Source organism: Thalassospira profundimaris (genome assembly GCF_003326755.1).
Classification (GTDB): domain Bacteria; phylum Pseudomonadota; class Alphaproteobacteria; order Rhodospirillales; family Thalassospiraceae; genus Thalassospira; species Thalassospira profundimaris_B.
In genome coordinates this window covers 140,200-163,147 of record NZ_JPWH01000007.1, presented here as the reverse complement: position 1 = coordinate 163,147, position 22,948 = coordinate 140,200, and the positions used below count along the sequence as shown (strand labels likewise).

Genomic DNA, 22,948 nt, shown 5'->3' with positions numbered 1-22,948 from the left:
TTTTAAGGACAAACAGACAGCACTGTTTGATGATGTTCGGGGCTGGCGATAATCGCCAGCCCTTTTTTAAAACTGCACGGTCAACCAGCCGATAAACTGCATGGTTGCAAACAAAACCCCGCCGATCAGCGCCCCAACCAGCGTTCCATTCAGACGGATTGACTGCAAATCGCTACCCATCGCCAGTTCAAGCTGGGCGGTCAGTTCATCGGCACTCCAGGCCTGTACCCGCTCCTTGATGAAATGGCGGATCTTTTCGCGATATTCGCCAATATAAGGGTCCACCGTTTCCAGAACCCACAGGTTAAGCCAGTTTTTCATATCCGGATCAGCATCCAGTTTGGTGCCGATATTTTGCGACGCCCCGATAATGGCGCGGCGAATTTCCGATTGTGGATTGGCAAGGTCGGAACGCAACCAGTTCAGGGTTTTGCGCCAGATATGGGCGATATAATCCGATAATTCCTGATTATCGAGCATTCGGTCGCGAAACTGGTCAAGGCGCGCGCGCAAAACCGGGTCTGTTTGCAAACGGTCAATAAAAACCGGGATTTTATTTTCAAATTTCAGGCGCAGTTCGTGGTCCTTGTTGTCGGCCAGATCCTGGATCAGTTCGCGCAGGCCAACGGCCACCTTTTCGGTAATATTATCGGCAACTGCCTTATCAAGGTTCACCCAGCGCAGCACCGACCATAATTCACCGGCAATTTTATCGGCCAGCATATTGCGGGTTTCATCACTATTGGTGAAATCGGCAATATCATTTAACAGGCTGTCGACCATTTCATGATGGCGGCCATCCTGGGTCAGGATGGTGATAAACCGGGCCGAAAGTTTGCCAACATCCGCCTCGCGCAGTTTTTCGCGGGTTGTTGTGCGCACAAATTCCTGCAATTCGGCACTATCCAGCAAATACATCAGGCGCGGGGCAAACTTCACCACCAGATCGGCCATTTGCGCCGATGTTTGGGGATTGGCACAATATTTCGCCAGCCGGTCTGCCGGGTCAAATTCGCGAATTTTTTCCAGCACATGATCCTTGCCCAGGAAATGGTCGCAAATGAAATCGGCCAGATTACGGGCAATTTTATCCTTGCTGCGCGGGATGATCGCGGTATGGGGAATTTTAAGGCCCAGCGGATGACGAAACAGCGCAACAATGGCAAACCAGTCCGCCAGACCACCAATCATTGCCGCCTCGGCCATTGCCACAAACAACCCCACCCACCAACTTTGGTGGTCGGGATCATAAACTGTCAGGCCAACAAAACAGCCACAGGCAAAAAGCAGCGTTAACAGGGCAAGCCGTTTTTTGGCAGCCAGTTTTTGCGCACGTGCCTTGTTATCCGGGCCAACGGGCGGTGCAGAAAGCATCGCGGGTTTGCTCATATATCGTCCCTGCCTGTTTGAACCTGCAGGGTAAAACACCGTGTGGCCCTTAACACCTGCGCACTGGAGATAGGCGTATCCATCCCCTTTTGCAATCAGGGCCTTACCCCTGCCAAACGCAGTATCAAACAAGGTGACACGAATAACCTGAAAAAACCCGCCCCTGTTTGCAAGGAGCGGGTTTTAACATCATCGCTTTGGTCGCGGCGTCACGAATGCCCGGATTACGCCGCAATCTGTTTGCGAACAGCGGCAAGAACCCCGTCATTCAGGATAACAGTCAGCCAGTTTGTGACAGCTGGCTGCCACGGCTCATGGGCCAGCAATGCCGGGGTGAACAGGCCGGGCAAGGCAACCAAGCGTTCATAAACAGCATCCGCATTCTGTGCTTCTGACAGGGCGGTGGCGATTTCGTCCTTTCGCGGATCAGAAATACGGTCCCCCTGCCCCTCTGCCACCAGCTTGTGGACATAGGCCATCCACATGGCAACCGCCAGGGCAAAACTGGACATATCCGACCCGGCATTTGCGGCTTCCAATGCTGGTGCCAGCAGACGTTGCGGCAGTTTTTCCGTGCCATCCATCGCAATTTGCCGGGTTTCATGGGCAATGGCCGGGTTACAGAACCGTGCCACCAGGTCATTGGCATAATCGGCAAAATCCAGTTCCGCCAGCGGTGTCAATGTTGCCGCAGCGGCATCCATATGATGACGGACCAGTTTGGCGCAATCTTCATCGGCCATCACATCGCGCACATATTTATAGCCCGCCAGTTGCCCCAAATAGGCAATCAGCGAATGACTGCCATTAAGCATGCGCAGCTTCATATGTTCGTAAGGGCGAACATCATCGACCATCAAAACACCGGCCTTTTCCCAGGCCGGGCGGCCGATGGGAAAGTCATCCTCGATCACCCATTGCGAAAACGGTTCGGTTTCAACCGCGCAGGCATCGTCATGGCCGGTCATGGCACGGACCGTTTCATAGGTGGCATCGGTGGATGCCGGGGTGATGCGGTCCACCATCGAACTTGGGAAATGCACATTTTGTGCAATCCAGTCGCCAAGGTCGGCATCAAGGCGACTGGCGAAATCAACCATCCCGGCGCGCAACACCGCGCCATTTTCCGGCAAATTATCGCAGCACAGACAGGTAAAGGGCGCATGGCCCATATCACGACGGCGGCGCAGAGCCTCGGTCAGTATGCCAATCACGCCTGTCGGCTGGCCGGGATGGGCCAGATCATGGGCGATCGCCGGATGATCCGACGATACTTTCATGGTCTGCCGGTCAATGCCATAGGCCTTTTCCGTGACAGTTAAGGTCACAATACGAATGGCGGGGTCGCATAACGCATCAAACACGGCTTCAGGCTCGCGCGCGGCGGCCAGCACATGGGAAATGGTGTGAATGGTTTGGCATTCATCCCCGGCGGGGTTGCGCACAACCACACAAAACGCCCCATCCTGGGCATTTAACTGATCGGCGATATCGGTACTGCGCGGGGTGACGCCAATAATGCGCCAGTCCCCGCCAGCGGCCTGCATCGCTTGTTGGGTATAGACCGCCTGATGGGCGCGATGAAACGCGCCCACACCAATATGGACAATACCATTGCCCGCATCACCCAGCGGATTTTGCGGCCAACCTGTACTGGCGGACTGAGATGATCCCGTCATGGTTACTCCGCTGCCTTGCTATTGGGTCGCATCATCAGGGCGGTCATCACGCCGCGCAGTTCCGCCAGCCCCTTCAGGCGGCCAATGGCCGGATAACCCGGCTGCCCCTGACGGTTAAGGTCATCAAGAATATCCTGCCCGTGATCAGGGCGGAATGGAATGTTCCAGTCGCTCTGGCCTGCGGCGTTACGCCTGGCTTCCTCGTGCAAAATCGCCTCGATCAGGTCTACCATATTGGTGTCCCCGCCAAGATGTTCCGCCTCATGAAACGAACAGGGCAAGCCTTCGCTTTCCCGCAGCGTGTTGCGCAAGTGAATAAAATGCACACGATGCCCCAGGCGTTTCATCATGCCCGGCAGGTCATTTTCCGCGCGAACCCCCAGCGAGCCTGAACACAGCGTAATGCCGTTTTCCAGCAGATCAACCGCCTCGATGATACGGCGATAATCTTCCTCGGTGGACATGATGCGCGGCAGGCCCAAAAGCTCGAAGGGCGGGTCATCTGGATGGCAGCACATGCGAATACCAACTTCGCGGGCAACCGGCACCACCTCGGCCAGAAAATCAATCAAATGCTGGCGCAGTTTTTCGGCATCAATCCCGGCATAGCTTTTTAGCAACGCCCGCAGATCATCCAGCGTCAGTTGCTCGACCGAGCCCGGCAGGCCAAAGGCCACCGTGCGGGTCAGTTGCGCGCGGCGTTCTTCATCCATATTGGCAAAGCGTTCTTCGGCCTGTGCCAACAGGGCAGCGTCATAGCCTTCGGATGCCCCCGGACGTTCAAGAATATAACGGTCAAAGGCGACAAAATCGGTCAGATCAAAACGCATGCAGGTCGCGCCATTGGGCAGACGCCAGTTCAAATGCGTGCGCGTCCAGTCCAGCACCGGCATGAAATTATAACAGACAATCTCGATGCCAGCGTCGGCGAGATGACGCAGGCTTTGTTTGTAAGCCTCTATATGCTCACGCCACGGACCTTCCTGCTTTTTAATCGCTTCAGAAACCGGCAGGCTTTCAACCACGTCCCATTTCAAACCCGACGGTGCACCATCTTTCATGGTGGCAATTTCGGCCTGCCGCTTGGCGATTTCGGCCGGGCTCCAGACCGCGCCACTGGGAATGTGATGCAGGGCGGACACCACCCCTTCCGCGCCCGCCTGACAAATATCGTCAATGCTGACCAGATCGCGGGGGCCGAACCATCTCCAGGTTTGTTTCATGCTGTTCTCTCTGTGTTGGCGTGGCTGCATGTCCACAGTCTATAAGTCTGATCGTCACCATAACATGTCAAAATATGGTTGACTAGTATGGTAGTATGCAGCATAAGCAAAAAACGCAAGGAGTTAAAATATGACCGATCCCGGCGATTATAACTGGTCTATTTCAACCGATCAGGCGGTTGGCCCGCAAATCCATCGCATCATTCGCGAGCGGATCGTGTGCGCCGATTTGCTGCCTGGTGTGCGGATTTCAGAAGCAGAACTGGCCCGGTCTTACAATGTCAGCCGCCAGCCCGTGCGCGAGGCCTTTATCAAGCTGGCCGACGAGGGCCTGCTGGAAATTCGCCCGCAGCGCGGCACCTATGTGCGCAAAATTTCCATTTCATCGGTCATTGATGCCCGTTTTGTCCGCGAGGCCATCGAAGCCGATATTGCCAGCTATGTCGCCAGCAACCCGCCAAATGGCGCGATTAACCGCCTGCGCGACCTGATTGCCCAACAGCGCACCGCCATGCAGGGCGATGCCAAATCCTTTCTTGCCCTGGATCATGATTTTCACCGCTGCCTCGCGGAATCTGCGGGAAAAACATATGCCTGGAAGGTGGTTGAAGATGTGCGTGCCCAGCTCGACCGGGTGCGATTTTTAAGTTACTTCCAGTTTTCGATGGAAGATATCGTCGCCCAGCACGAAGCCATTTTGGCCGCCATCGAAGCAGGCGACCCGAAAAAAGCAGGGGACGCCATGCGCCGGCACACCCGCGAAATTCTGCTGACACTGCCCGATATTGCCAAATCACGTTCCGAACTATTCGACGATTCCGAACCGGTTTCGTCCCCCTAAGCATCACCAATTTACGGGAGGAAAAATGATGCTGACTTTCAAGAAAACAAAAACCATGCTGATGGCCGGGGCAACCGCACTGTTGATGATGCACAGTGCAAATGCCGCCGAAATGACCCTGAAACTGGGGCACCTGGCCAACGAACAGAATGCCTGGCACAAAGCCGCTGTCAAATTTGGCGAAGAACTGTCAAAGCTGACCGATGGCCGCATTGAAGTGCAGGTCTTCCCCAACGAAACGCTGGGCAAGGAAATTGACCTGATCAACGGCATGCAGCTGGGTTCGGTTGACATGACCATCACCGGTGAAAGCCTGCAAAACTGGGCACCGATGGCGGCATTGCTGGCTGTGCCCTATGCCTATTCCTCGCTTGAGGAAATGGACGAAGTCGCCAGCGGTGACATTGGCAAGAAGATCGAAGAACAGATCATTGAACGTGCGCGCATTCGCCCGATTGCCTATTTTGCCCGTGGCCCGCGTGAGCTGACCTCCAACCGTCCGATCAAGACCCCGGCGGACCTGAATGGCCTGAAACTGCGCGTACCGAACGTGCCGCTTTTTGTTGATGTCTGGAAAACGCTGGGTGCCCGCCCGACGCCGATGGCATTCTCGGAAGTGTTTACCTCCCTACAGGCTGGCACGATTGATGCCCAGGAAAACCCGCTGGCGCTAATTGAATCGGCAAGCTTCAATGAAGTGCAGAAATACGTCAACAAAACCGACCATGTCCGTTCCTGGATTTATCTGACCATTTCGGAAATCACCTGGCAGAAACTGTCGGATGACGACAAAAAAGCCGTGATGGAAGCCGCCAGCCGGGCACAGAAATTCGAGCGTGGCCTGTTCCTGGAAGACGAAAAACGCCTGACCAAGGAATTGCAGGACAAAGGCATGACCTTTGTCGATGTTGACCAGGCTGCCTTTGCCAAGCAGGCCGAAGCTGCCGTTTTGAAAAACGTGTCTGACGACATTCGCCCGATTGTCCAGGACCTGTTTAACAAAAAGAAATAAGTCTCTAAAGCCCGGCTGTCATCGGCAGCCGGGCCATTCCCGGCAAAGGGGAGTTATCGTGACCGCCGCCCGTCTTTATGCCCTTTTGATCGCGCTGTGCCGTATTATGACCGGCATTGCCTTTGGCCTGCTCTTTGCCACGGTTCTGGTACAGGTCTTTGCGCGCACCTTCCTGCCTGAATCGCCGGTCTGGACCGAGGAATTGACCCGCCAATGCCTGCTTTATATGGCGGCCTTTGGCGTTGGACTTTCCTATCGCAATGGCGAACTGGTCAATGTGGAACTGGTAACGGACATTCTGCCCGCCCCGATCCAGAAAACGCTGTTGCTGGTGTCGGCCATCCTGACCACGGTTTTTGCCGGGCTTTTGGTGATGCCCGCATGGCAGTTTGTGTCGATTGGCCGCTGGCAAACCTCGCCCGCAATGGGGGTCCGCATGGATTTTGTTCATGCCTCTGTTTTTGTTTTGCTGATTTTACTGTCGCTTTTTGCGCTGCTGCGTGTTGTTCGCGTACTGGCTGGCGCATCTAACGGCAAACCCGAAGGCCAGTCCGGAGAATTACCATGAGCCTTGCTGTCCTGCTGGGTGTTTTTGTTCTGGGCCTGATGATTGGCCTGCCCGTCGCCGTTACCCTCGGCCTGTCATCAATGGCATACCTGTTGATGCAGGGCATGCCGCTGGTCATTATCCCGCAAAAAATGTTTGCCGGGATGGATGTGTTTGTCCTGCTGTGCATTCCCGGCTTTATTCTGGCCGGTAATTTGATGAATGGCGGCGGTATTACGCCGCGTATCGTGCGCTTTGCCAACGCGCTGGTGGGCTGGATGCGCGGCGGCCTTGGCCTGACCAACGTTGCCGGGTCGATGCTGTTTGGCGGCATTTCCGGCACCGCTGTTGCCGATGCCGCCTCCATTGGTGGCATGATGATTCCGGGCATGAAACGGGCGGGCTATTCCGGCCCGTTTGCCGCGGCGGTCACTGCGGCCTCCTCAACCGTCGGGCCAATCATTCCGCCCTCCATGCCCATGATTATCGTTGGCGCGCTGTCGGGCATTTCGGTGGGTAAAATGTTCATCGCCGGGGCCCTTCCGGGCATGATGATGGGTCTGGCGATGATGGTGACGACCTATATCCTGGCGGTTAAAAACGACTTTCCACATCAACCCTGGCAGGGCTTTGGCGAACTGGGCAAATCCTTTATCGGCGCGTTTTGGGCGCTTGCCATGACGGCCCTGATCATTGGCGGCCTGCTTAGCGGCATTGCCACCCCCACCGAAACCGCCGTCATTGCCAGCCTGTATGCCTTTGTCGTCGGGGCCTTCGTGTATCGCGACCTGCCCCTGCGGGCCGTGCCGGGTATTTTGATCGACAGTGCCATTACCGCCGCTGCCATTTTGGCGCTGGTCGGTTTTGCCAATGTCTTTGGCTGGATCCTGGTGGCCGAACATATCCCGACCATGATTTCCAATGCCGTCTTAAGCCTGACCGACAACAAATATGTCGTGATCCTGCTGATCAATCTGGTGTTGCTGGTGGTCGGCATGTTCATGGAAACCATTGCCGCCCTGATCATTCTGTTCGTGCCGCTGCTCACCCTTGCGCAAAATGTCGGCATTGATCCGATCCACTTCGCCGTGTTTGCCGTTCTCAACCTGATGATCGGCCTGACGACACCGCCTGTCGGCATTTGCATGTTCATTTGCGCCAATATCGCCAAGTCGCCGCTCGGCCCTGTGATACGGGCTTTGGTGCCCTATCTTGTCACCAATATCATCATTCTGTTTTTGGTGTCCTATGTGCCGTTCTTCTCGACCTGGCTGCCGTCCCTGATGGAGTAATCAAAATATGGAAACCCGTGTTTGCCGTTTATACGGACAACAGGATGTGCGTATCGAAACCGACCATGTAGCCCCCCTTGCGCCCGGACAGGTCACTGTCCGCATAGGGGCTGGCGGGATTTGCGGTTCGGATATTCACTATTTTTACGAAGGCGGGATCGGCCAGATCCGCGTGCGCGAACCTATCATTCTGGGGCACGAGGTTGCAGGCACCGTTATTGCCGTCTCTGACGATGTTAATAATGTTAGCATTGGTCAAAAAGTGGCCCTTAATCCCAGCCACCCATGCGGGGAATGCGAATATTGCAAAAAGGATTTGCAACAGCATTGCCTGGATATGCGGTTCTTTGGTTCGGCCATTCGCCTGCCGCATGTTCAGGGCGCGTTTCGCGATGTGATCACGGTTAATGCCGCGCAATGTGTACCGGTTTCCAACAAAACCAGCCTGGCCCAGGCCGCCTGTGCCGAACCGCTGGCGGTGTGCCTGCATGCGGTAAACCGTGCGGGCGATCTTTCGGGCAAGCGCGTTTTGGTTACGGGTGCCGGGCCGATTGGTGCACTTTGTGTTGCAGCGGCCAAACAGGCCGGGGCTGCCGAAATTATTGTCACCGACCTTCAGGACTATGCCCTTGATGTCGCCCTGCAAATGGGCGCGGACAAGGCGGTTAACATTGCCCGCAATGCAACCGACCTTGCCAAATACGAAGAAGGCAAAGGCCAGATTGATGTGTGCTTTGAATGCTCCGCTGCCGCCCCGGCCATTGGATCGGCCATCAGGATGCTGCGCCCGCAGGGCATTTTGGTCCAGGTTGGGGTGGCTGGCGATATTCCGGTATCCTTCAACCCGGTGGTTGCCAAGGAACTGATGATTGTCGGCACGCACCGCTTCCACGTCGAATATGCCCAGGCGGTACAGGCCATTGATAGTGGCAAGATTGACGTCAAACCGATCATCACCACCAGCTTTGAACTGGATGATGCCGTCACCGCCTTTGACATGGCGCGCGACCGCAGCAGGGCGGTAAAGGTACATTTCGCCTTTGCCAGTTAAACAAGGTTAGATCGACCAATCAGACGGGGGTGCATTTTGGGCATCCCCGTTTTTATTTTGGGGATTCTCATAGGATAAACGCTATAATTTTAGGCCTTAACGGCATAACAGGCAGATAGCAGCATGAAAATAGCGATCCTTGCCGATATTCATGGTAATGCCCTGGCGCTTAAAGCTGTCCTGGCTGATTTAAAGCAGCGCGAAGGCGCGGACTTCATTGTTAATTTGGGCGACTGCATTTCCGGGCCACTTTGGCCGTGCGAGACCATGAAACTGTTGCGTCAACTTGATGCCATCACCGTGCGCGGCAACCATGACCGGCAGGTTGCCACCCTGCCCGTTGAAACCATGATCGCATCTGACCGCTATGCCACCAGCCAGATCACACAGCAGGACCGCGAATGGCTGGGCGCGCTGCCGCAATCCACCGTGATCGCACCGGGCATCTTTGCCTGCCACGCCACCCCCGACGATGACGAAACCTATTTGATCGATCGAATTGAAAATGGCGGGCTGGTCCGCGATGCCGAAACCGCCATTTCCGCCCGGCTGGGCAATGGCGCAGCGGATTGTAAAATTGTGCTGGTCGGCCACAGCCATCGGCCCGATATCGTGCATACGCGAAACGGCATCACGATTATCAATCCCGATTCGGTCGGTTGCCCGGCCTATGACGATGATGAACCCGCCCATGTTTCAGAAAGCGGATCACCCCACGCCCGATATGCCCTTTTGACCATCAATGTAAACCAACCCGCCGCCCTGCCCGATATTGAGCTGATTGCCGTGGCATATGACCACGAAAAAGCCGCCCAAAGGGCCGATGAAAATGGCAGGTCTGATTGGGCTTATGCTATTCGCACGGGGTTTTCAAAACAGTCCCTGTAATCGGGGTGAGGGTTTATTTTCACGTTTTTCAGGCGCCAAGACGCCGCGAGATTTCCCTGCCTGCATTGACCAGTTTCCCGCCCAGGTCTGCGATGGCTTTGGCTGTTGCCTCGCTGCGGGTAAGCGAAATCGCCAACCCGGCGACAGCATCACCTGTGTGGTTATGCAGTGCAGTGCCCAAGCAGATCATTCCCTCCCGAACCTGTCCGTCATCAATTGAAAAACCCCTTTGTCGGGTTTCTTCCAAATCTCTTGCAAGCTCTCCGGGATTGCGCACACTTCGTGATGTCAAAGGGTCAGGAAACCGGCTGGCAAACAGATCTTTAAGCGTGACCGGATCCAGTTCGGCAAGCAGCGCCTTGCCGGTTGCGGTGAAGGCGGCAGGCAAACGCATACCAATGCGAAATGTAACACCGAGAGGCAAATTGGCGTTGGAACAGGCGATATAAACCACCTTGTTTCCGTCCAGCACTGTCATCGTGATGGTATATTGCGTGAAATCACGAGTCTCCGCAAAATAGGTTTTGAAAACCTCGACCAGATCATTCTGTGCCAAAAATCCGTTCGCCCATCGCATTGGATGCGGACCGGCGCTAAAGGTACCGTCTGCCCCCCTTGTTAACAATCCCAGTTCAATCATCGCGAGCAAAAGCCCGTGTAGGGTGCTTTTGGGCAGGGATAGAACGCGCCCGATCTCGGCCGCATTGGGTTGTTTTGAGGTCTGTGAAACATAGTCCATAATTGCAACCGCACGACGTAGTGCGGGCACGGCTGTCGCACCGGTATTGGCCGCTTCTGTCTCTGCCATATTTGTTTTCCTTCTTGACTTCAATCCGTGTTTGACGGCACCGTAAGTTCAACTAATTGATATAAGTTCAATATAATGAACTTTCAAGGAGGAAAAATGCTTAACCTGAAAAATCCCGAACTTTTAAAAACCGCCTGCCTGATTGATGGCAAATGGGTCACATCCCCGAAAGGCGCGACGCTGGATGTTACCAACCCGTTTGATGGCAGCGTTGTTGCGACCGTGCCGGTATTGGGCAGTATTGAAACCGAAACCGCCATCATTGCCGCCGAACGTGCCTTTACCGATTGGTCCGCCCTGGCAGCCAAGGAACGGGCGGCCATTTTGCGGCGCTGGTTTAACCTGATTGTTGAAAATGCCGATGACCTTGGCGCCATGATGACAGCCGAACAGGGCAAACCGCTGGCGGAAGCCAAAGGTGAAGCCATGTATGCGGCATCCTTTGTTGAATGGTTCGCCGAAGAGGCAAAACGGGTTTATGGCGATACCATCCCGTCGCCCACAACTGACAAACGGCTGATCGTGTTAAAACAGCCGATTGGCGTTTGTGCCGCGATCACGCCCTGGAACTTCCCGGCTGCCATGATCACACGCAAGGCCGCCCCGGCACTGGCTGCGGGCTGCACCATGATTGTCAAACCGGCTGAACAAACACCGCTGACCGCCCTGGCCCTTGCCTATCTGGCAGAGCAGGCCGGTATTCCCAAAGGCGTATTTCAGGTTGTTACCGGCCCGGCACAGGAAATTGGCGGAACACTTACTGCGTCGGACAAAGTGCGCAAACTTTCCTTTACCGGATCAACGGAAGTGGGTCGCATTCTGATGGGCCAGTGCGCCCCGACCATTAAAAAACTCAGCCTTGAACTGGGTGGCAATGCGCCTTTCATCGTTTTTGACGATGCCGACATTGATGCCGCCATCGAAGGGGCCATCGTCTCGAAATATCGCAATGCCGGGCAAACCTGTGTCTGTGCCAACCGCCTTTATATTCAGGCCGGTGTTTACGATACCTTTGCCGCCAAGCTGGCCGAACGGGTTAAATCAATGCCGGTTGGGGCGGGTACCGAACAGGGTGTTCTGATTGGCCCGCTGATTGACGAAGATGCCCTGGCGAAAGTCGAGGAGCATGTTGCCGATGCGCTCGCCAAAGGGGCGAAGATTGTGACCGGCGGCACGCGCGGTTCCCAAGGCGGCACCTTCTACGAACCGACCGTGCTGGCCAACGTCACACAATCCATGAAAGTGGCGCGCGAAGAAACCTTTGGCCCGGTGGCACCGCTGTTCAAATTCGAGACCGAAGAAGACGTCGTTGCAATGGCCAATGACACCGAATTTGGTCTGGCGGCTTATTTCTATACCGAAAATGCCCGCCGGAGCTGGCGTGTTGCCGAAGCCCTGGATTATGGCATGGTCGGGCACAATACCGGCCTGATCTCGAACGAAGTTGCGCCGTTTGGTGGTGTGAAACAGTCCGGCCTGGGCCGGGAAGGTTCAAAATACGGCATCGAGGAATATTTGGAGATCAAATATTTCTGCACCGCCATTCGTTAACGCCAACAACGCAATAAACGACCCCTTACGGAGGAAACAATGACCCTCAATCCTTTCGGCTTTACCACAGCAGCCGATATTTACGTTGAATGGGGCGGCTCGGCCCGCCTTGGTGAATTATTGGCGCAACGTTTTGCCGAACGCAATGCCCTGTTGGTAACGGATCGAGGCCTGATTGACGCAGGCTTGATCGTACCGGTAAAAACCGCACTTGAAGCTGCCGGTTTTGCGGTTTCGGTCTTTGATGATGTTGTCGCCGATCCGCCCGAAGCCATCGTAATGAAAAGTGTTGACATTGCGCGCGCCCAAAATGTCGATATTGTAATCGGCCTTGGCGGCGGATCATCGCTGGACATTGCCAAACTTGCCGCTGTCATCACGGGTAGCAACCAGCCGCTTTCCGAAATGTATGGCATTGGCAATGTCAAAGGCAAACGCCTGCCCCTCGCCCTGATCCCGACAACGGCGGGCACGGGCTCGGAAGTGACCAATATTTCCATCATCACCACGGGTGAAACCACCAAAATGGGTGTTGTTTCCCGCCAGCTTTATGCTGATTTTGTTTTGCTGGATGCGGAACTGACCGTTGGCCTGCCGCAAATTCATACCGCCGCCACCGGCATTGATGCGATGGTCCATGCCATCGAGGCCTATACATCCAAATTCAAGAAAAACCCGCTTTCCGATGCCCTGGCCCGCGAAGCCCTGCGCCTTTTGGGCAGCAACCTGCTGGCTGCATGCAAAGACGGCACCAACCGCGAAGCCCGCGAAAACATGATGCTGGGCGCGATGCTGGCAGGCCAAGCCTTTTCCAACTCGCCGGTAGCGGCCGTTCATGCCCTGGCCTATCCGCTGGGCGGGCATTATCATTTGCCGCACGGCCTGACCAACGCCCTGATGCTGGGCCCGGTCCTGCGTTATAACGCAAAGGTCGCCGCCCCGCTTTATGCCGAACTGGCTGATGTGATGGGTGTTGAAGGCACGGGCGATGCCAATGCACGGTCAGAAGCCTTTGTGAGCCACATGCTGGCCCTGATGGATGAAAGCGGTGCGCCGCGCCGTTTGCGCGACGTCAATGTCACCGATAACAGCCTGTCGATGCTGGCAAAAGATGCGATGAAACAATCGCGGCTTTTGGTCAATAACCCGGTCGAAGTCACCGAGGAAGATGCTTTGGCCCTGTATCGCGAAGCCTATTAAGGCTTCGCCCCTTTCCTGCCAACAAATCTGGCATCTGCCAGAAGAAAAGACCCTAACGGGAGGTAAACCCATGACAGACATTCGCCTTTATATGTTTCAGACCGGTTCGCTGAAATGCAAGGTTCACAACATCAAAATGAACGAAGGTGCCGGTGCCGATTATGAAATTCCGGTACCGTTCTTTCTGATCACGCATCCGGAAGGCCACACCATTATTGATGGCGGCAATGCCGTTGAAGCCGCCATTGACCCGGTCGGTCACTGGGGTGGTGTCACCGAAGTTTACTGGCCGGTTATGGAAGAGTCCGAAGGGTGCGTTGCCCAGCTGGAAAAAATGGGCATCAAGGCCGAAGATGTGCGCTATGTGGTGCAGTCCCATTTGCATCTGGACCATACCGGCGCGATTGGCCGGTTCCCCAATGCCACCCATATCGTTCAGCGTGCCGAATATGAATATGCCTTTACCCCGGACTGGTTTGCCGCCGGCGGCTATATCCGCAAGGATTTTGATAAACCAGGCCTGAAATGGCAATTCCTGGAAGGCACGGCGGACGACCATTATGACATTTACGGCGACGGCACATTGACCACCGTTTTCACCCCGGGTCATGCCCCAGGGCATATGTCGTTTAAGGTTAATCTGCCCAATACCGGCAACATGATTTTGACCATTGATGCGGCCTATACCACCGATCACTGGGAAGAAAAATCGCTGCCGGGCTTTTTGGCCTCAACCGTGGACACCGTGCGTTCGGTTAAGAAACTGCGAGCCCTCGCCGAAAAAACCAAGGCCACCGTTGTTACCGGCCACGACCCGGATGCCTGGTCGACCTTTAAACACGCCCCTGAATATTACGATTGATAAAAATGAGTTGCCCCTGCCGGATAAAACCCGGCAGGGGCAATCAACGTGGCTTTGCAGCGTCGATAACGTCTCAAAGCGACTGGCAGAATTTTTCAAATTCCTGCACGCTCGCATAAGATTTCTGTGTGCCCGCGCGGGTAATACTGTCCGCTGCGTAACGCACCGCCATATCAAGGGCTGCTTTGACATCGCGGTTTTCAACATAGTAACGGGCAAAGCTGCCGATAAAGGCATCACCAGCACCAGTCGTATCCACCGGTTTGACCGAAACCGGATCAATATGAACGGCGTCGTTATCGCCATCAATCAACAGTGCACCGTCACCGCCCAGGGTCACGATCACGGTTTTGACACCTCGCGCAATCAGGCTTCTGGCGGCGGCTTCGGCATCGGCTAGTGAGTTGACAGGCATGCCGGAAATGGTGGCAAGTTCCGTCTGGTTCGGGACCAGGAAGGTTGCCTTTTCAATTTTGGTGCTATCAAGGTCCGCCGGGGCGGGTGCCGGGTTCACCAGCGTTTCAATGCCGTGTTCGGCCCCAAAGGCAACGGTGTGGTAAACCGTTTCGAGCGGCACCTCAAGCTGCATCAAAATCAGGTCGCATTCCTTAAGCGCATCGGCGGCACGGTCCACGTCTGCGGGCGACAGTTCCGCATTGGCACCCTTGACGATCAGAATGCAGTTTTCTCCCGAAGGTTCGACGAAAATGGGGGCCACACCGCTTGATGTGCCCGGCACCCGTTCGACAAACCGCGTATCAATGCCCGATGTTTCAAAATTGCGGATGGTATTATCGGCAAAAATATCATCGCCAACCTTTGTCACCATCATCACATCCGCACCCAGGCGGGCCGCGGCAATTGCCTGATTGGCCCCCTTGCCGCCGCATCCCATTTCAAAACGCGGGGCTTCAATGGTTTCGCCGGGCAACGGCATCCGATCCGTATAGGTGATCAGATCGACCATATTGCTTCCGACAATGGCAATTTTGCCTGCCATGTTTATTCTCCTGATTTACAGCGAACGGATCGCCTGTTCGGCCGTGTCACTTTCGGCCCACGTCAAATAGCCCAAACGCACCGAAAAACCGCGACTTTCACCAGATTTCAGCGAAATCACATTTCCTTTGGCCTTTTCGGCGCTGAAACCTTCCGGCTCGCAGGTCGATGGCAGGGCAAAGGCACACACTTTCTGGTCCTGATTTGCCATTACCCAGCGTACCGTTTTGGGGAAATCGTTTGTATTATAGGCAATATGGAAGGCATCCCCCTCAACCCGGCGCATCATATAGGCCGTATTGCCATCCGCATCGGTTTTGACATTACGAATATAAAACACCTGTTCCGGGTCATAACGGTGCGGTTCGCTCATGGTTTCCATTGCGGCAGGGTTTGCCGCCAGGGTTTTGAGGAACGCATCATAATCCGGGTTGCGCGGTACATGGGCCGGGACTTCGGTACGGACAATGGTCTCTTCCGGCGTAAAACCCGCCGGTTGAACAATGCGCCCGCCTTCGCAAAAAGCGAAATTGACGTGGCACATATACATCAAATCCATCGCCGCCCCCGACAGATTTTCAACATTCATCTGAATATCAAAAACCGTCGAATTGGGCCGCAACACCACGCGGGGCCGGGCAATATAATGGGCACCAAAGCCCATCACATATTCCCGCGTGCCGGTTATCGCCATAAAGGCCCCGTCCGCATCACTGCCAAATTCAATGGCGGCACTGTCCATAGGGGCACAGGGCATTTCGCCGTGCAGCGGATGGCTGTCCGTCGGCCCCGGGCACCCGTTGGTCAGCAGGCCCGAATGAAAGGCAAAACAGCCATAGGTGCCAACAATGACATCAGCCGGGCGCGGCATGCGAAACATGTTTTGCATGGTCAGATCAACGCCATCAAACACCGCATCCCAGATCATCTGCCCCATATAGGGCAAAATAACCAGATGGCCGCGTTCGTTTTTCAGGCGTACCGCCTCGATCCCGCTTTCATAGCGAAACAGGCTGGCTGACAGGCCCTCATGTGAGGCAATCACATGTTCGGCTTCACCAAACCAGGCCTTGCGCAGGTTAACCTTGATCGGCGCACTCATGGGTTCACCTCGTTTAACGTGTACGATTTTTATAGGCGTTCAGTGCAATCACCAGCAACAGAAAAGCGCCCCAGATAAAATCGATCAGGTGGTTGGAAAAGCGCAGGATCTGAAAACCGCTCGAGAGCAGCATCAGGGCGACAACCGCAATGGAAACACCCAGCACCGTGCCACGGCCCCCCGCCGGGTTGGTCCCGCCCAGAACCGCAATCAGCACCGCCTGCAACAAATAGGACGTGCCGTAATCCGACTTTGCCGCGTTGGTCCGACCCGACAGAATAATCCCGGCAATCGATGCCATGACCCCTGTCAGCATATAGCTCAGAAGCACCATCTTTTCGCGTTTCAAACCGGCAAACAGGGCTGCCTTGGGGTTGGTCCCGATCAGCATCAGATTGATGCCAAAAGTGGTGCGGCGCAGCATAAAGGCAATCAGACAGGCCAGCACGACAAACAGCACAAACGGCGTTGCCAGACCCAGGATTTTCCCATTGCCGATAAAGGCCCAGGCATTGGGGAAACCGACAATCGCCGGACCGCCCGTCATGACAATGGCAAGGCCGGTAAAGATTTGCCCGGTGCCCAGCGTTGCCAGAATGGGCGTAATCTTAAGCCGGGTAATTAACAGGCCATTGAGCGCGCCTGCCACCAAACCCGTGCCAAGGGCAATAACGCCCCCCATCAGCACAATGCCAAAGCCGGTATCGGCAACACCGGCATCGGTGGCGAATTTTTTGAACATCACCCCGGCAAAAATACCCGACAGGTTGGCAATGCCGATCACCGACAGGTCAATACCGCCGGTCAGCATCGCAATCATCATCGCAATCGACAGCAGTCCCAATTCGGGGAAGGTATAGGTGATGGATTCAAAATTGTAATAGCGCAGGAACTTGTCCGGGCTAAGGGCGGTCATGACAACAAAGATCAGGATCGTCATCATGATCAACTGAACGATATTGTTATCTTTGTTCAGGAGGTTACGGAAATCCATTGCATTTTTCATGTCGGCCTCCTCACGCATTCGCACGGCGGTCGCGCCATGCCGTAATGGCGGTGGCGATAACAATAATGACACCGACAACAACGCGCTGCCATGTCGTGTCGATTTTCATGATGATCAGGCTGTTTTTCACCATCACCAGCATGAACACACCCAGCATGGTACCCAAAACAGACCCGCGCCCGCCAAAGATGGAGGCACCGCCCAATACCACAGCCGCGATCACGTCAAGCTCCAGCCCGACAAAATCACGCGGGTTGGCAAGCCAGATCATGCCGCTGTGCAACAGGCCGGCAAAACCGGCCAATGCCCCGGCAACACAATAAATAAAGAAGGTGATCTTGCGGATGTTGAAACCAACACGGCTGGCAGCTTCCGGGTCGCCGCCCAGGGCATAAACCCCACGGCCAATCATGGTGTAACGCAAAACAAAATGCAGCGCGATGGCCAGCCCGACATATACCAGGATCATCGCCGTCAGACCAAAGGTCGTGCCATCGGGCTTGACCATATTGATGATGTCGGATTTGCCAAAATCGATCAGGGCATCGGGCATTTTGTTAATGTTGATCATGCTGGTGCCAACAACACCCAGCAGGAACCCGCGCACCATGCTGCCCGTGCCCAACGTCACGATCAGCGGGATCATGCGGAATTTGTAAACAAAAAACGCATTCAGGCAGCCAAACAGTGCGCCCATCGTTGCCGCCGCAACAAAAGGAAGAACAACACCGTCATAGTTGAAATACAGCATGCCCTTGATGGTCAAATACATCGCGGCAACGGCGAATGCCGGAAATGACACGTCAATCCCGCCCGAAATCATCACCAGCAAAACGCCCAGCGCCATGATACCGATGATAATATTGCTGCGCAGAAGACTGAACATATTGTCCAGGCTCCAGAAGGCGGGGTTGACCAGCCCGATCAGGATCATGGCAAGCACAAGAATGCCCGCGATGACCACCTCTGATTTTTGAAACCAGGCCATCGAGTTTTTCCTTACGTTAAGTTCTTGAGCTTGTCACTGATCTGGTCTTCGGAGGTATCGACAGACGCCATTTCCTCGACAAAGGCCCCACGGTGCATCAGGACAATACGGTTACAATTATGGACCAGTTCCGGCACGTCATCGGAAATCATCAGCACGGCCAGCCCTTCCTTTTGGGCCAGTTCGCGAATGATACGGTGAATTTCCGCCTTCGAGCCCACATCCACCCCGACAGTCGGACCATTCAGGATCAGGAATTTGGCATTGGTCAAAAGCCAGCGGGCAATCACCACACGCTGCTGGTTGCCCCCCGAAAGCTCCTTGACCAGTTTTTTGCCGGTCGGGGTCGCGATCTGCATATCGCGGATCATGGTTTCAACCCATTCTTCGGCTTTGTTCTGATCAATCAAAAGCCCCGGTGCCAGCTTTTCATAACTGGTCGACAGCATATTGCGATCAATGCCCTGGGTTAAAAACAGCCCTTCGCTCAGGCGATCCTCGGGGACATAGGCAACACCGGCCTTAATCGCATCCTGCGGCGTATCAAGCGTTGTTTCCTGCCCGTTAATGGCAATCGTTCCGCTATAACCGGGCATCATGCCAAACAGGGCAAGGGCAAGTTCCGTTCGCCCGGAGCCCAAGAGCCCCGACACGCCCACAATCTCACCCGGCTTGATCGACAGGTTGATTTTGTCAAGGTCACTGCCCGATGACAGGTCCCTGGTTTCCACGCGCGGCGGCATAACGCCGTATTTTTCGCGGTTCCAAATGTAGGGCTCGGAAACAATGTCCGATCCGGTCATGTGGCGGGTAATCAGGGCCTCGTCAAAGTCGCTGGTCGGGCCATCGGCGACCTTCTGCCCGTTCCGAATAACCGTGATATGTTCACTGATTTCCAGCATTTCGCGCATTTTGTGGCTGACAAACAAAATGGCAATCCCGCGCGACTGAATGTCTTTGACGATGCGAAAAAGCGTTTCAATTTCCTTGCCGGTCAGCGCGGTTGTCGGCTCGTCCATGATGATCAGGCGGGCATCGGACATCAGCGCACGCGCAATGGCGACAAGCTGCTTGCCAGCGGTGGGAAGCTGTTCAACATCCTTGTCCAGATCAAGCTCCACCCCAAGGCGATTAACCGCCTCTTTGGCAATTTCGCGAACCCGGCGCCAGCTTAGAACGCGGCGCTGTTCGCGAAGCTGCACATTCATGGCAAGGTTTTCGGCAACCGTCAGGTTCCCAAACAGGGAAAAGTCCTGATAGATCACCTGCACCCCATGCTCGATCGAGGCCATGGGCGAAAGGTTTTCAACCCGGTTGCCATCAATATGAACTTCCCCGGCATCTGGCTGATACACGCCAGACATAACCTTGATCAGGGTGGATTTACCCGAGCCGTTTTCACCGGCAAGACAATGGATTTCGCCTTTTCGGATCGTCAGCGACAAATCGTTAAGTGCAACAACGCCGGCAAATTCCTTGCGGACGTTTCGCAATTCAATAAAGTTTTCAGACATGACAAGCCCGTCAACGTGAAACAAAGGGCCCGATTTCAAAATAAAATGAAGGCGCCCGCGAAGGACGCCTTCATCATCTGATGAAATCAGAAGTTATACTTGTCCATGTTTTCCTTGGTCACACCAACCCAGCCCTGGCCATAAACCAGGTTGGCATTGCTGCCTTCCGGGGTGCTGAGATCGGTATAACCCGGCAGGCCAAGGTTCAGACCAGCCTTGATCTGATCGCCTTTGCCGTCCAGTGCCATCACGGCCAGCATGTTCATGGCATAACCTGCAACCGCCGGATCCCAGAACTGGATGTAATCAATGTCACCCTTTGCCAGATATTCACCCGCAACCGAAACCAGGCCGGTACCGGCAAAGTGCAGTTTACCCTGCAAACCACGTTCCGCGATCAAACGGCCCGCCCCAGCCGAGGTCGGCATCGGACCGCCGACAATACCGGCAAGATCCGGGTACGTCGTCAGGGTTTCTTTAAGCTTGGTGTAGTCGGTGTTGGCATCGTCATAGGTTTCAAGACGTTTGGTTGCCAGTTCCATTTCCGGGAAATGTTCTTTCTGGTACTCAATCGCCCCGTCAATCCATTCATTCTGGGATTTGGAGGTCAGGCTGCCGACGGTGGCAACATATTTGCCCTTGCCACCCATTGCCTTGCCCAGAACCTGCATCAGGTTTGCGCCGTAAGCCTTGTTGTCAAAGGCTTCGAGAATGTAATCAGCGTTTTTCAGGTTCGAGGCTTCGTGTGCAATCACAACGATCCCGCGATCCCGGGCCTTTTTCAGGACCGGCTCAACCGCTTCGACCGAGAACGGCACGATGTTAATGGCATCAACACCCTGGGCAATCAGGTTTTCAACCAGCTGTACCTGGGCTGCGGCGTCTGCGGCACTCGGCCCGACCATCCAGGTGTCATGACCGGTATCTTCGCCAAACTGCTTGACACCTTCACGCATGCGGTCAAACCAGGCAATACCGTCAACTTTAACCACGGTGGCGATGGAATATTCCTTGCCGGTCGCTTCCGATGTGAATTTCTGGATAATATCCGGCGTTTTAACCGCTTCGTCCGCATGGGCGGCACCTGCAAGCAGAGACCCCGCGACAACAAGCGATGAAAGAAGCTTGTTCATTGTTACCTCCAAATTGAAATCATTTTTATAGCTGGCAGTTTTCTGCGTCTTATTGGCATGAAAGCAAAAGCATTTCACGCAGTCCTTGAGACAAAGACGGGAAAATTCATATCCGGCAGGCACATGGCCCGACCGGCCCCCACCTTATTGACCAATGATCCGGATGCTGGCACTGGCCCCGATACGCGACGCGCCCGCCGCAATCATTTTAAAGGCATCCTCGGTTGTGCGCACACCACCCGATGCCTTGACCCCCATATCCGGGCCTACGGTCTTGCGCATCAGGGCAATATCTTCGACTGTTGCACCCGCACCGGCAAATCCGGTCGAGGTTTTGACAAAATCCGCCCCCGCCTGTTTGGAAAGTTCGCAGGCCAGAACCTTCTGCTCGTCACTCAGAAGGGCCGTTTCAATGATCACCTTCAAAACGGCATCGCCGCAGGCTTCTTTTACAGCCGCAATATCGGCACGGACAGCATCGGTATCGCCACTTTTCAGCAGCCCCAGCGCAATGACCATATCCACTTCGCCAGCCCCCTGCTCGACAACCCAGCGGGTTTCGGCAACCTTGGCAGCAACAGGGTCCGCACCAAACGGAAAACAGACAACCGAGCACGCCTGAACACCGGAATCACCCAGCTCGCGCACAACAAGGGGAATAAAAATCGGGTTTACACAAACCGCCTTAAAGGAATGCCGACGTGCATCGGCACATAGGGAAACAATCTGATCAGGGGTGGCATCTGCGGCCAACAGGGTGTGATCGATATAAGATGCAAGATCGCTTGCAACGAGCGGACGCTGATCAGTCATAATGGAGCATTTCCCTTAACGGCAATCATTTACGCATCACCGTTTTGTTAAGTTTATAACATTTGTTGATATGATCCTGTCATCGGGCTACCATCTGGTCAAGCCAAAATCGGGTTTTGCAAGGCCCGGCACAAATTATACGCGCAAAAGTCGTAATTGACCCCAAAAGCCAAACGGATTAATTGCGATGATTGTTGATCAGATCACCTTACAGGCCGCCGCATGAGGTCAGACAGACGACCATTTTGCGTGCTGCCACGATCACGGCCAATGATGGAGTCTGGATGTCGAGCAAATCTCAGGACCGGATTGAAATTCTGACCAGAAGTCTCGAAGTCAGCAATGTCATACGCCTTAAAGACGCAGCGGATCTGCTTGGCGTTTCCGAAATGACAGTCCGTCGGGATGTCTCCGCGCATGAAGGCGTATTCACCTATATGGGCGGCTATATCACCCTGAAATCCCCAGTGGCCGGGGGGCTTGGCTATATTCTGGATCGCGAACGCGGCGCCCATACCGACCTTAAGCGGGCTGCCTGTCTGGTCGCCGCACGACAGGTAAAACCGGGCGATACCGTTTTCCTTGATTGCGGCACGACCATCCCCTATCTGGCCAGTGCCCTGCCCGAAAACCAGGATATTACCGCCATTTGCTATTCGATTAATGTGGCGGAAATTCTGTGCAAGAAACCGGGTTTGCGCGTGATCATGCTTGGCGGCATGTATCATGCGTCATCCGCCTCCTTTGCTGACAGCCACAGTGTCCAGGCGATCCTGAAGCTCAACATCAATACCGCTTTTATGTCGGCGGGCGGTGTTAATACCAGCCGGGGGGTCAGTTGCTCCAACCCGCATGAGGTTGACATCAAACAGGCCGTTCTTGAAACCGCGGCCCGCAAGGTACTGGTTGTTGATTCAACAAAGTTCAACGTGATCAAGCCCATGCTTTTTGCCAAGCTCGATCAGTTTGACATGATCTGCACCGATCCCAAATGTGATCCCGACCTGCTGAGCCACAGCGGATTATCCATCGCAACCGAATAAGAGATGC

General features: G+C 54.8%; 21 protein-coding genes. 10 read left to right on the top strand and 11 right to left on the bottom strand.

Translation table 11 applies throughout. The annotated features are described in order from the left end of the window. Positions 1-66: 66 nt before the first annotated feature. The 3 genes from TH25_RS10365 to uxuA all read right to left on the bottom strand — a co-directional run bounded on the left by TH25_RS10365 (position 67) and on the right by uxuA (position 4,291). A complete protein-coding gene (locus TH25_RS10365; RefSeq protein WP_114088355.1) occupies positions 67-1,389 on the bottom strand; it encodes a DUF445 domain-containing protein in 1,323 nt (440 codons plus the stop codon). A 224-nt stretch (positions 1,390-1,613) separates the two neighbouring features. Further along, positions 1,614-3,068, bottom strand: a complete 1,455-nt coding sequence (locus tag TH25_RS10360; protein WP_114088354.1) for a mannitol dehydrogenase family protein — start codon at positions 3,066-3,068, stop codon at positions 1,614-1,616. A gap of 2 nt (positions 3,069-3,070) precedes the next feature. After that, positions 3,071-4,291, bottom strand: coding sequence for a mannonate dehydratase (gene uxuA, locus TH25_RS10355; RefSeq protein WP_114088353.1), 1,221 nt, complete (start codon positions 4,289-4,291; stop codon positions 3,071-3,073). A 130-nt stretch (positions 4,292-4,421) separates the two neighbouring features. Between uxuA and TH25_RS10350 the strand changes: the two genes are divergently transcribed. From TH25_RS10350 to TH25_RS10325, 6 genes are all read left to right on the top strand, one after another. Continuing rightward, positions 4,422-5,132, top strand: coding sequence for a GntR family transcriptional regulator (locus TH25_RS10350; protein ID WP_114088352.1), 711 nt, complete (start codon positions 4,422-4,424; stop codon positions 5,130-5,132). Positions 5,133-5,157: 25 nt separating this feature from the next. Further along, on the top strand, positions 5,158-6,144 hold the full coding sequence (locus tag TH25_RS10345; protein ID WP_220151382.1) for a TRAP transporter substrate-binding protein: 987 nt from the start codon (positions 5,158-5,160) through the stop codon (positions 6,142-6,144). Positions 6,145-6,202: 58 nt separating this feature from the next. Next, on the top strand, positions 6,203-6,712 hold the full coding sequence (locus TH25_RS10340) for a TRAP transporter small permease (RefSeq protein ID WP_220151381.1): 510 nt from the start codon (positions 6,203-6,205) through the stop codon (positions 6,710-6,712). After that, the gene (locus TH25_RS10335) at positions 6,709-7,983 is read left to right on the top strand and encodes a TRAP transporter large permease (protein ID WP_114088351.1); all 1,275 of its coding nucleotides are present in this window, start codon (positions 6,709-6,711) and stop codon (positions 7,981-7,983) included. The genes TH25_RS10340 and TH25_RS10335 overlap by 4 nt, the downstream gene beginning before the upstream one ends. 7 nt (positions 7,984-7,990) lie before the next feature. Continuing rightward, positions 7,991-9,034, top strand: coding sequence for an L-idonate 5-dehydrogenase (locus tag TH25_RS10330; RefSeq protein ID WP_114088350.1), 1,044 nt, complete (start codon positions 7,991-7,993; stop codon positions 9,032-9,034). A 123-nt stretch (positions 9,035-9,157) separates the two neighbouring features. Next, complete coding sequence (locus tag TH25_RS10325) at positions 9,158-9,922, top strand: metallophosphoesterase family protein (protein ID WP_114088349.1); 765 nt, start codon at positions 9,158-9,160, stop codon at positions 9,920-9,922. Between the two features lie 28 nt (positions 9,923-9,950). Here the strand turns inward: TH25_RS10325 and TH25_RS10320 are convergent, their stop codons facing one another. Beyond that, the gene (locus TH25_RS10320; protein ID WP_114088348.1) at positions 9,951-10,730 is read right to left on the bottom strand and encodes an IclR family transcriptional regulator; all 780 of its coding nucleotides are present in this window, start codon (positions 10,728-10,730) and stop codon (positions 9,951-9,953) included. Positions 10,731-10,826: 96 nt separating this feature from the next. Here TH25_RS10320 and TH25_RS10315 point away from each other — a divergent pair, with 96 nt between their 5' ends. From TH25_RS10315 to attM, 3 genes are all read left to right on the top strand, one after another. Then, complete coding sequence (locus TH25_RS10315; RefSeq protein ID WP_114088347.1) at positions 10,827-12,281, top strand: NAD-dependent succinate-semialdehyde dehydrogenase; 1,455 nt, start codon at positions 10,827-10,829, stop codon at positions 12,279-12,281. Positions 12,282-12,320: 39 nt separating this feature from the next. Next, complete coding sequence (locus tag TH25_RS10310) at positions 12,321-13,481, top strand: iron-containing alcohol dehydrogenase (RefSeq protein WP_114088346.1); 1,161 nt, start codon at positions 12,321-12,323, stop codon at positions 13,479-13,481. Between the two features lie 70 nt (positions 13,482-13,551). Continuing rightward, positions 13,552-14,343: an AttM family quorum-quenching N-acyl homoserine lactonase gene (gene attM / locus TH25_RS10305; RefSeq protein WP_181847533.1), complete on the top strand. Its 792-nt coding sequence runs from the start codon at positions 13,552-13,554 to the stop codon at positions 14,341-14,343. A 73-nt stretch (positions 14,344-14,416) separates the two neighbouring features. On the opposite strand, the gene rbsK is transcribed toward attM, so the two are convergent. The 7 genes from rbsK to deoC all read right to left on the bottom strand — a co-directional run bounded on the left by rbsK (position 14,417) and on the right by deoC (position 21,898). After that, a complete protein-coding gene (rbsK, locus tag TH25_RS10300) occupies positions 14,417-15,343 on the bottom strand; it encodes a ribokinase (protein ID WP_114088345.1) in 927 nt (308 codons plus the stop codon). A 15-nt stretch (positions 15,344-15,358) separates the two neighbouring features. Further along, the gene (locus tag TH25_RS10295) at positions 15,359-16,444 is read right to left on the bottom strand and encodes an aldose 1-epimerase family protein (protein WP_114088344.1); all 1,086 of its coding nucleotides are present in this window, start codon (positions 16,442-16,444) and stop codon (positions 15,359-15,361) included. Between the two features lie 13 nt (positions 16,445-16,457). Then, positions 16,458-17,450 (bottom strand): ABC transporter permease, encoded by a 993-nt coding sequence (locus tag TH25_RS10290; protein WP_114088414.1) that lies wholly within the window; start codon positions 17,448-17,450, stop codon positions 16,458-16,460. A 10-nt stretch (positions 17,451-17,460) separates the two neighbouring features. Then, positions 17,461-18,438, bottom strand: coding sequence for an ABC transporter permease (locus TH25_RS10285; protein WP_114088343.1), 978 nt, complete (start codon positions 18,436-18,438; stop codon positions 17,461-17,463). An 11-nt stretch (positions 18,439-18,449) separates the two neighbouring features. After that, entirely contained in the window at positions 18,450-19,952 is a 1,503-nt protein-coding gene (locus tag TH25_RS10280; protein ID WP_114088413.1) for a sugar ABC transporter ATP-binding protein, read from the bottom strand. Between the two features lie 86 nt (positions 19,953-20,038). Beyond that, positions 20,039-21,085, bottom strand: coding sequence for an autoinducer 2 ABC transporter substrate-binding protein (locus TH25_RS10275; protein ID WP_114088412.1), 1,047 nt, complete (start codon positions 21,083-21,085; stop codon positions 20,039-20,041). A 144-nt stretch (positions 21,086-21,229) separates the two neighbouring features. Further along, positions 21,230-21,898 carry a deoxyribose-phosphate aldolase gene (gene deoC / locus TH25_RS10270; protein WP_114088342.1) on the bottom strand — a complete coding sequence of 223 codons (669 nt, stop codon included), beginning with the start codon at positions 21,896-21,898 and terminating at the stop codon, positions 21,230-21,232. A 284-nt stretch (positions 21,899-22,182) separates the two neighbouring features. Here deoC and TH25_RS10265 point away from each other — a divergent pair, with 284 nt between their 5' ends. Next, positions 22,183-22,941 (top strand): DeoR/GlpR family DNA-binding transcription regulator, encoded by a 759-nt coding sequence (locus tag TH25_RS10265; RefSeq protein ID WP_114088341.1) that lies wholly within the window; start codon positions 22,183-22,185, stop codon positions 22,939-22,941. Positions 22,942-22,948: the final 7 nt, after the last annotated feature.

Coding starts and splice junctions, on each gene's coding strand:
- TH25_RS10365 (WP_114088355.1), bottom strand. CDS start 1,389: ATGAGCAAACCCGCGATGCTTTCTGCACCGCCCGTTGGCCCGGATAAC.
- TH25_RS10360 (WP_114088354.1), bottom strand. CDS start 3,068: ATGACGGGATCATCTCAGTCCGCCAGTACAGGTTGGCCGCAAAATCCG.
- uxuA (WP_114088353.1), bottom strand. CDS start 4,291: ATGAAACAAACCTGGAGATGGTTCGGCCCCCGCGATCTGGTCAGCATT.
- TH25_RS10350 (WP_114088352.1), top strand. CDS start 4,422: ATGACCGATCCCGGCGATTATAACTGGTCTATTTCAACCGATCAGGCG.
- TH25_RS10345 (WP_220151382.1), top strand. CDS start 5,158: ATGATGCTGACTTTCAAGAAAACAAAAACCATGCTGATGGCCGGGGCA.
- TH25_RS10335 (WP_114088351.1), top strand. CDS start 6,709: ATGAGCCTTGCTGTCCTGCTGGGTGTTTTTGTTCTGGGCCTGATGATT.
- TH25_RS10330 (WP_114088350.1), top strand. CDS start 7,991: ATGGAAACCCGTGTTTGCCGTTTATACGGACAACAGGATGTGCGTATC.
- TH25_RS10325 (WP_114088349.1), top strand. CDS start 9,158: ATGAAAATAGCGATCCTTGCCGATATTCATGGTAATGCCCTGGCGCTT.
- TH25_RS10320 (WP_114088348.1), bottom strand. CDS start 10,730: ATGGCAGAGACAGAAGCGGCCAATACCGGTGCGACAGCCGTGCCCGCA.
- TH25_RS10315 (WP_114088347.1), top strand. CDS start 10,827: ATGCTTAACCTGAAAAATCCCGAACTTTTAAAAACCGCCTGCCTGATT.
- TH25_RS10310 (WP_114088346.1), top strand. CDS start 12,321: ATGACCCTCAATCCTTTCGGCTTTACCACAGCAGCCGATATTTACGTT.
- attM (WP_181847533.1), top strand. CDS start 13,552: ATGACAGACATTCGCCTTTATATGTTTCAGACCGGTTCGCTGAAATGC.
- rbsK (WP_114088345.1), bottom strand. CDS start 15,343: ATGGCAGGCAAAATTGCCATTGTCGGAAGCAATATGGTCGATCTGATC.
- TH25_RS10295 (WP_114088344.1), bottom strand. CDS start 16,444: ATGAGTGCGCCGATCAAGGTTAACCTGCGCAAGGCCTGGTTTGGTGAA.
- TH25_RS10290 (WP_114088414.1), bottom strand. CDS start 17,450: ATGAAAAATGCAATGGATTTCCGTAACCTCCTGAACAAAGATAACAAT.
- TH25_RS10285 (WP_114088343.1), bottom strand. CDS start 18,438: ATGGCCTGGTTTCAAAAATCAGAGGTGGTCATCGCGGGCATTCTTGTG.
- TH25_RS10280 (WP_114088413.1), bottom strand. CDS start 19,952: ATGTCTGAAAACTTTATTGAATTGCGAAACGTCCGCAAGGAATTTGCC.
- TH25_RS10275 (WP_114088412.1), bottom strand. CDS start 21,085: ATGAACAAGCTTCTTTCATCGCTTGTTGTCGCGGGGTCTCTGCTTGCA.
- deoC (WP_114088342.1), bottom strand. CDS start 21,898: ATGACTGATCAGCGTCCGCTCGTTGCAAGCGATCTTGCATCTTATATC.
- TH25_RS10265 (WP_114088341.1), top strand. CDS start 22,183: ATGTCGAGCAAATCTCAGGACCGGATTGAAATTCTGACCAGAAGTCTC.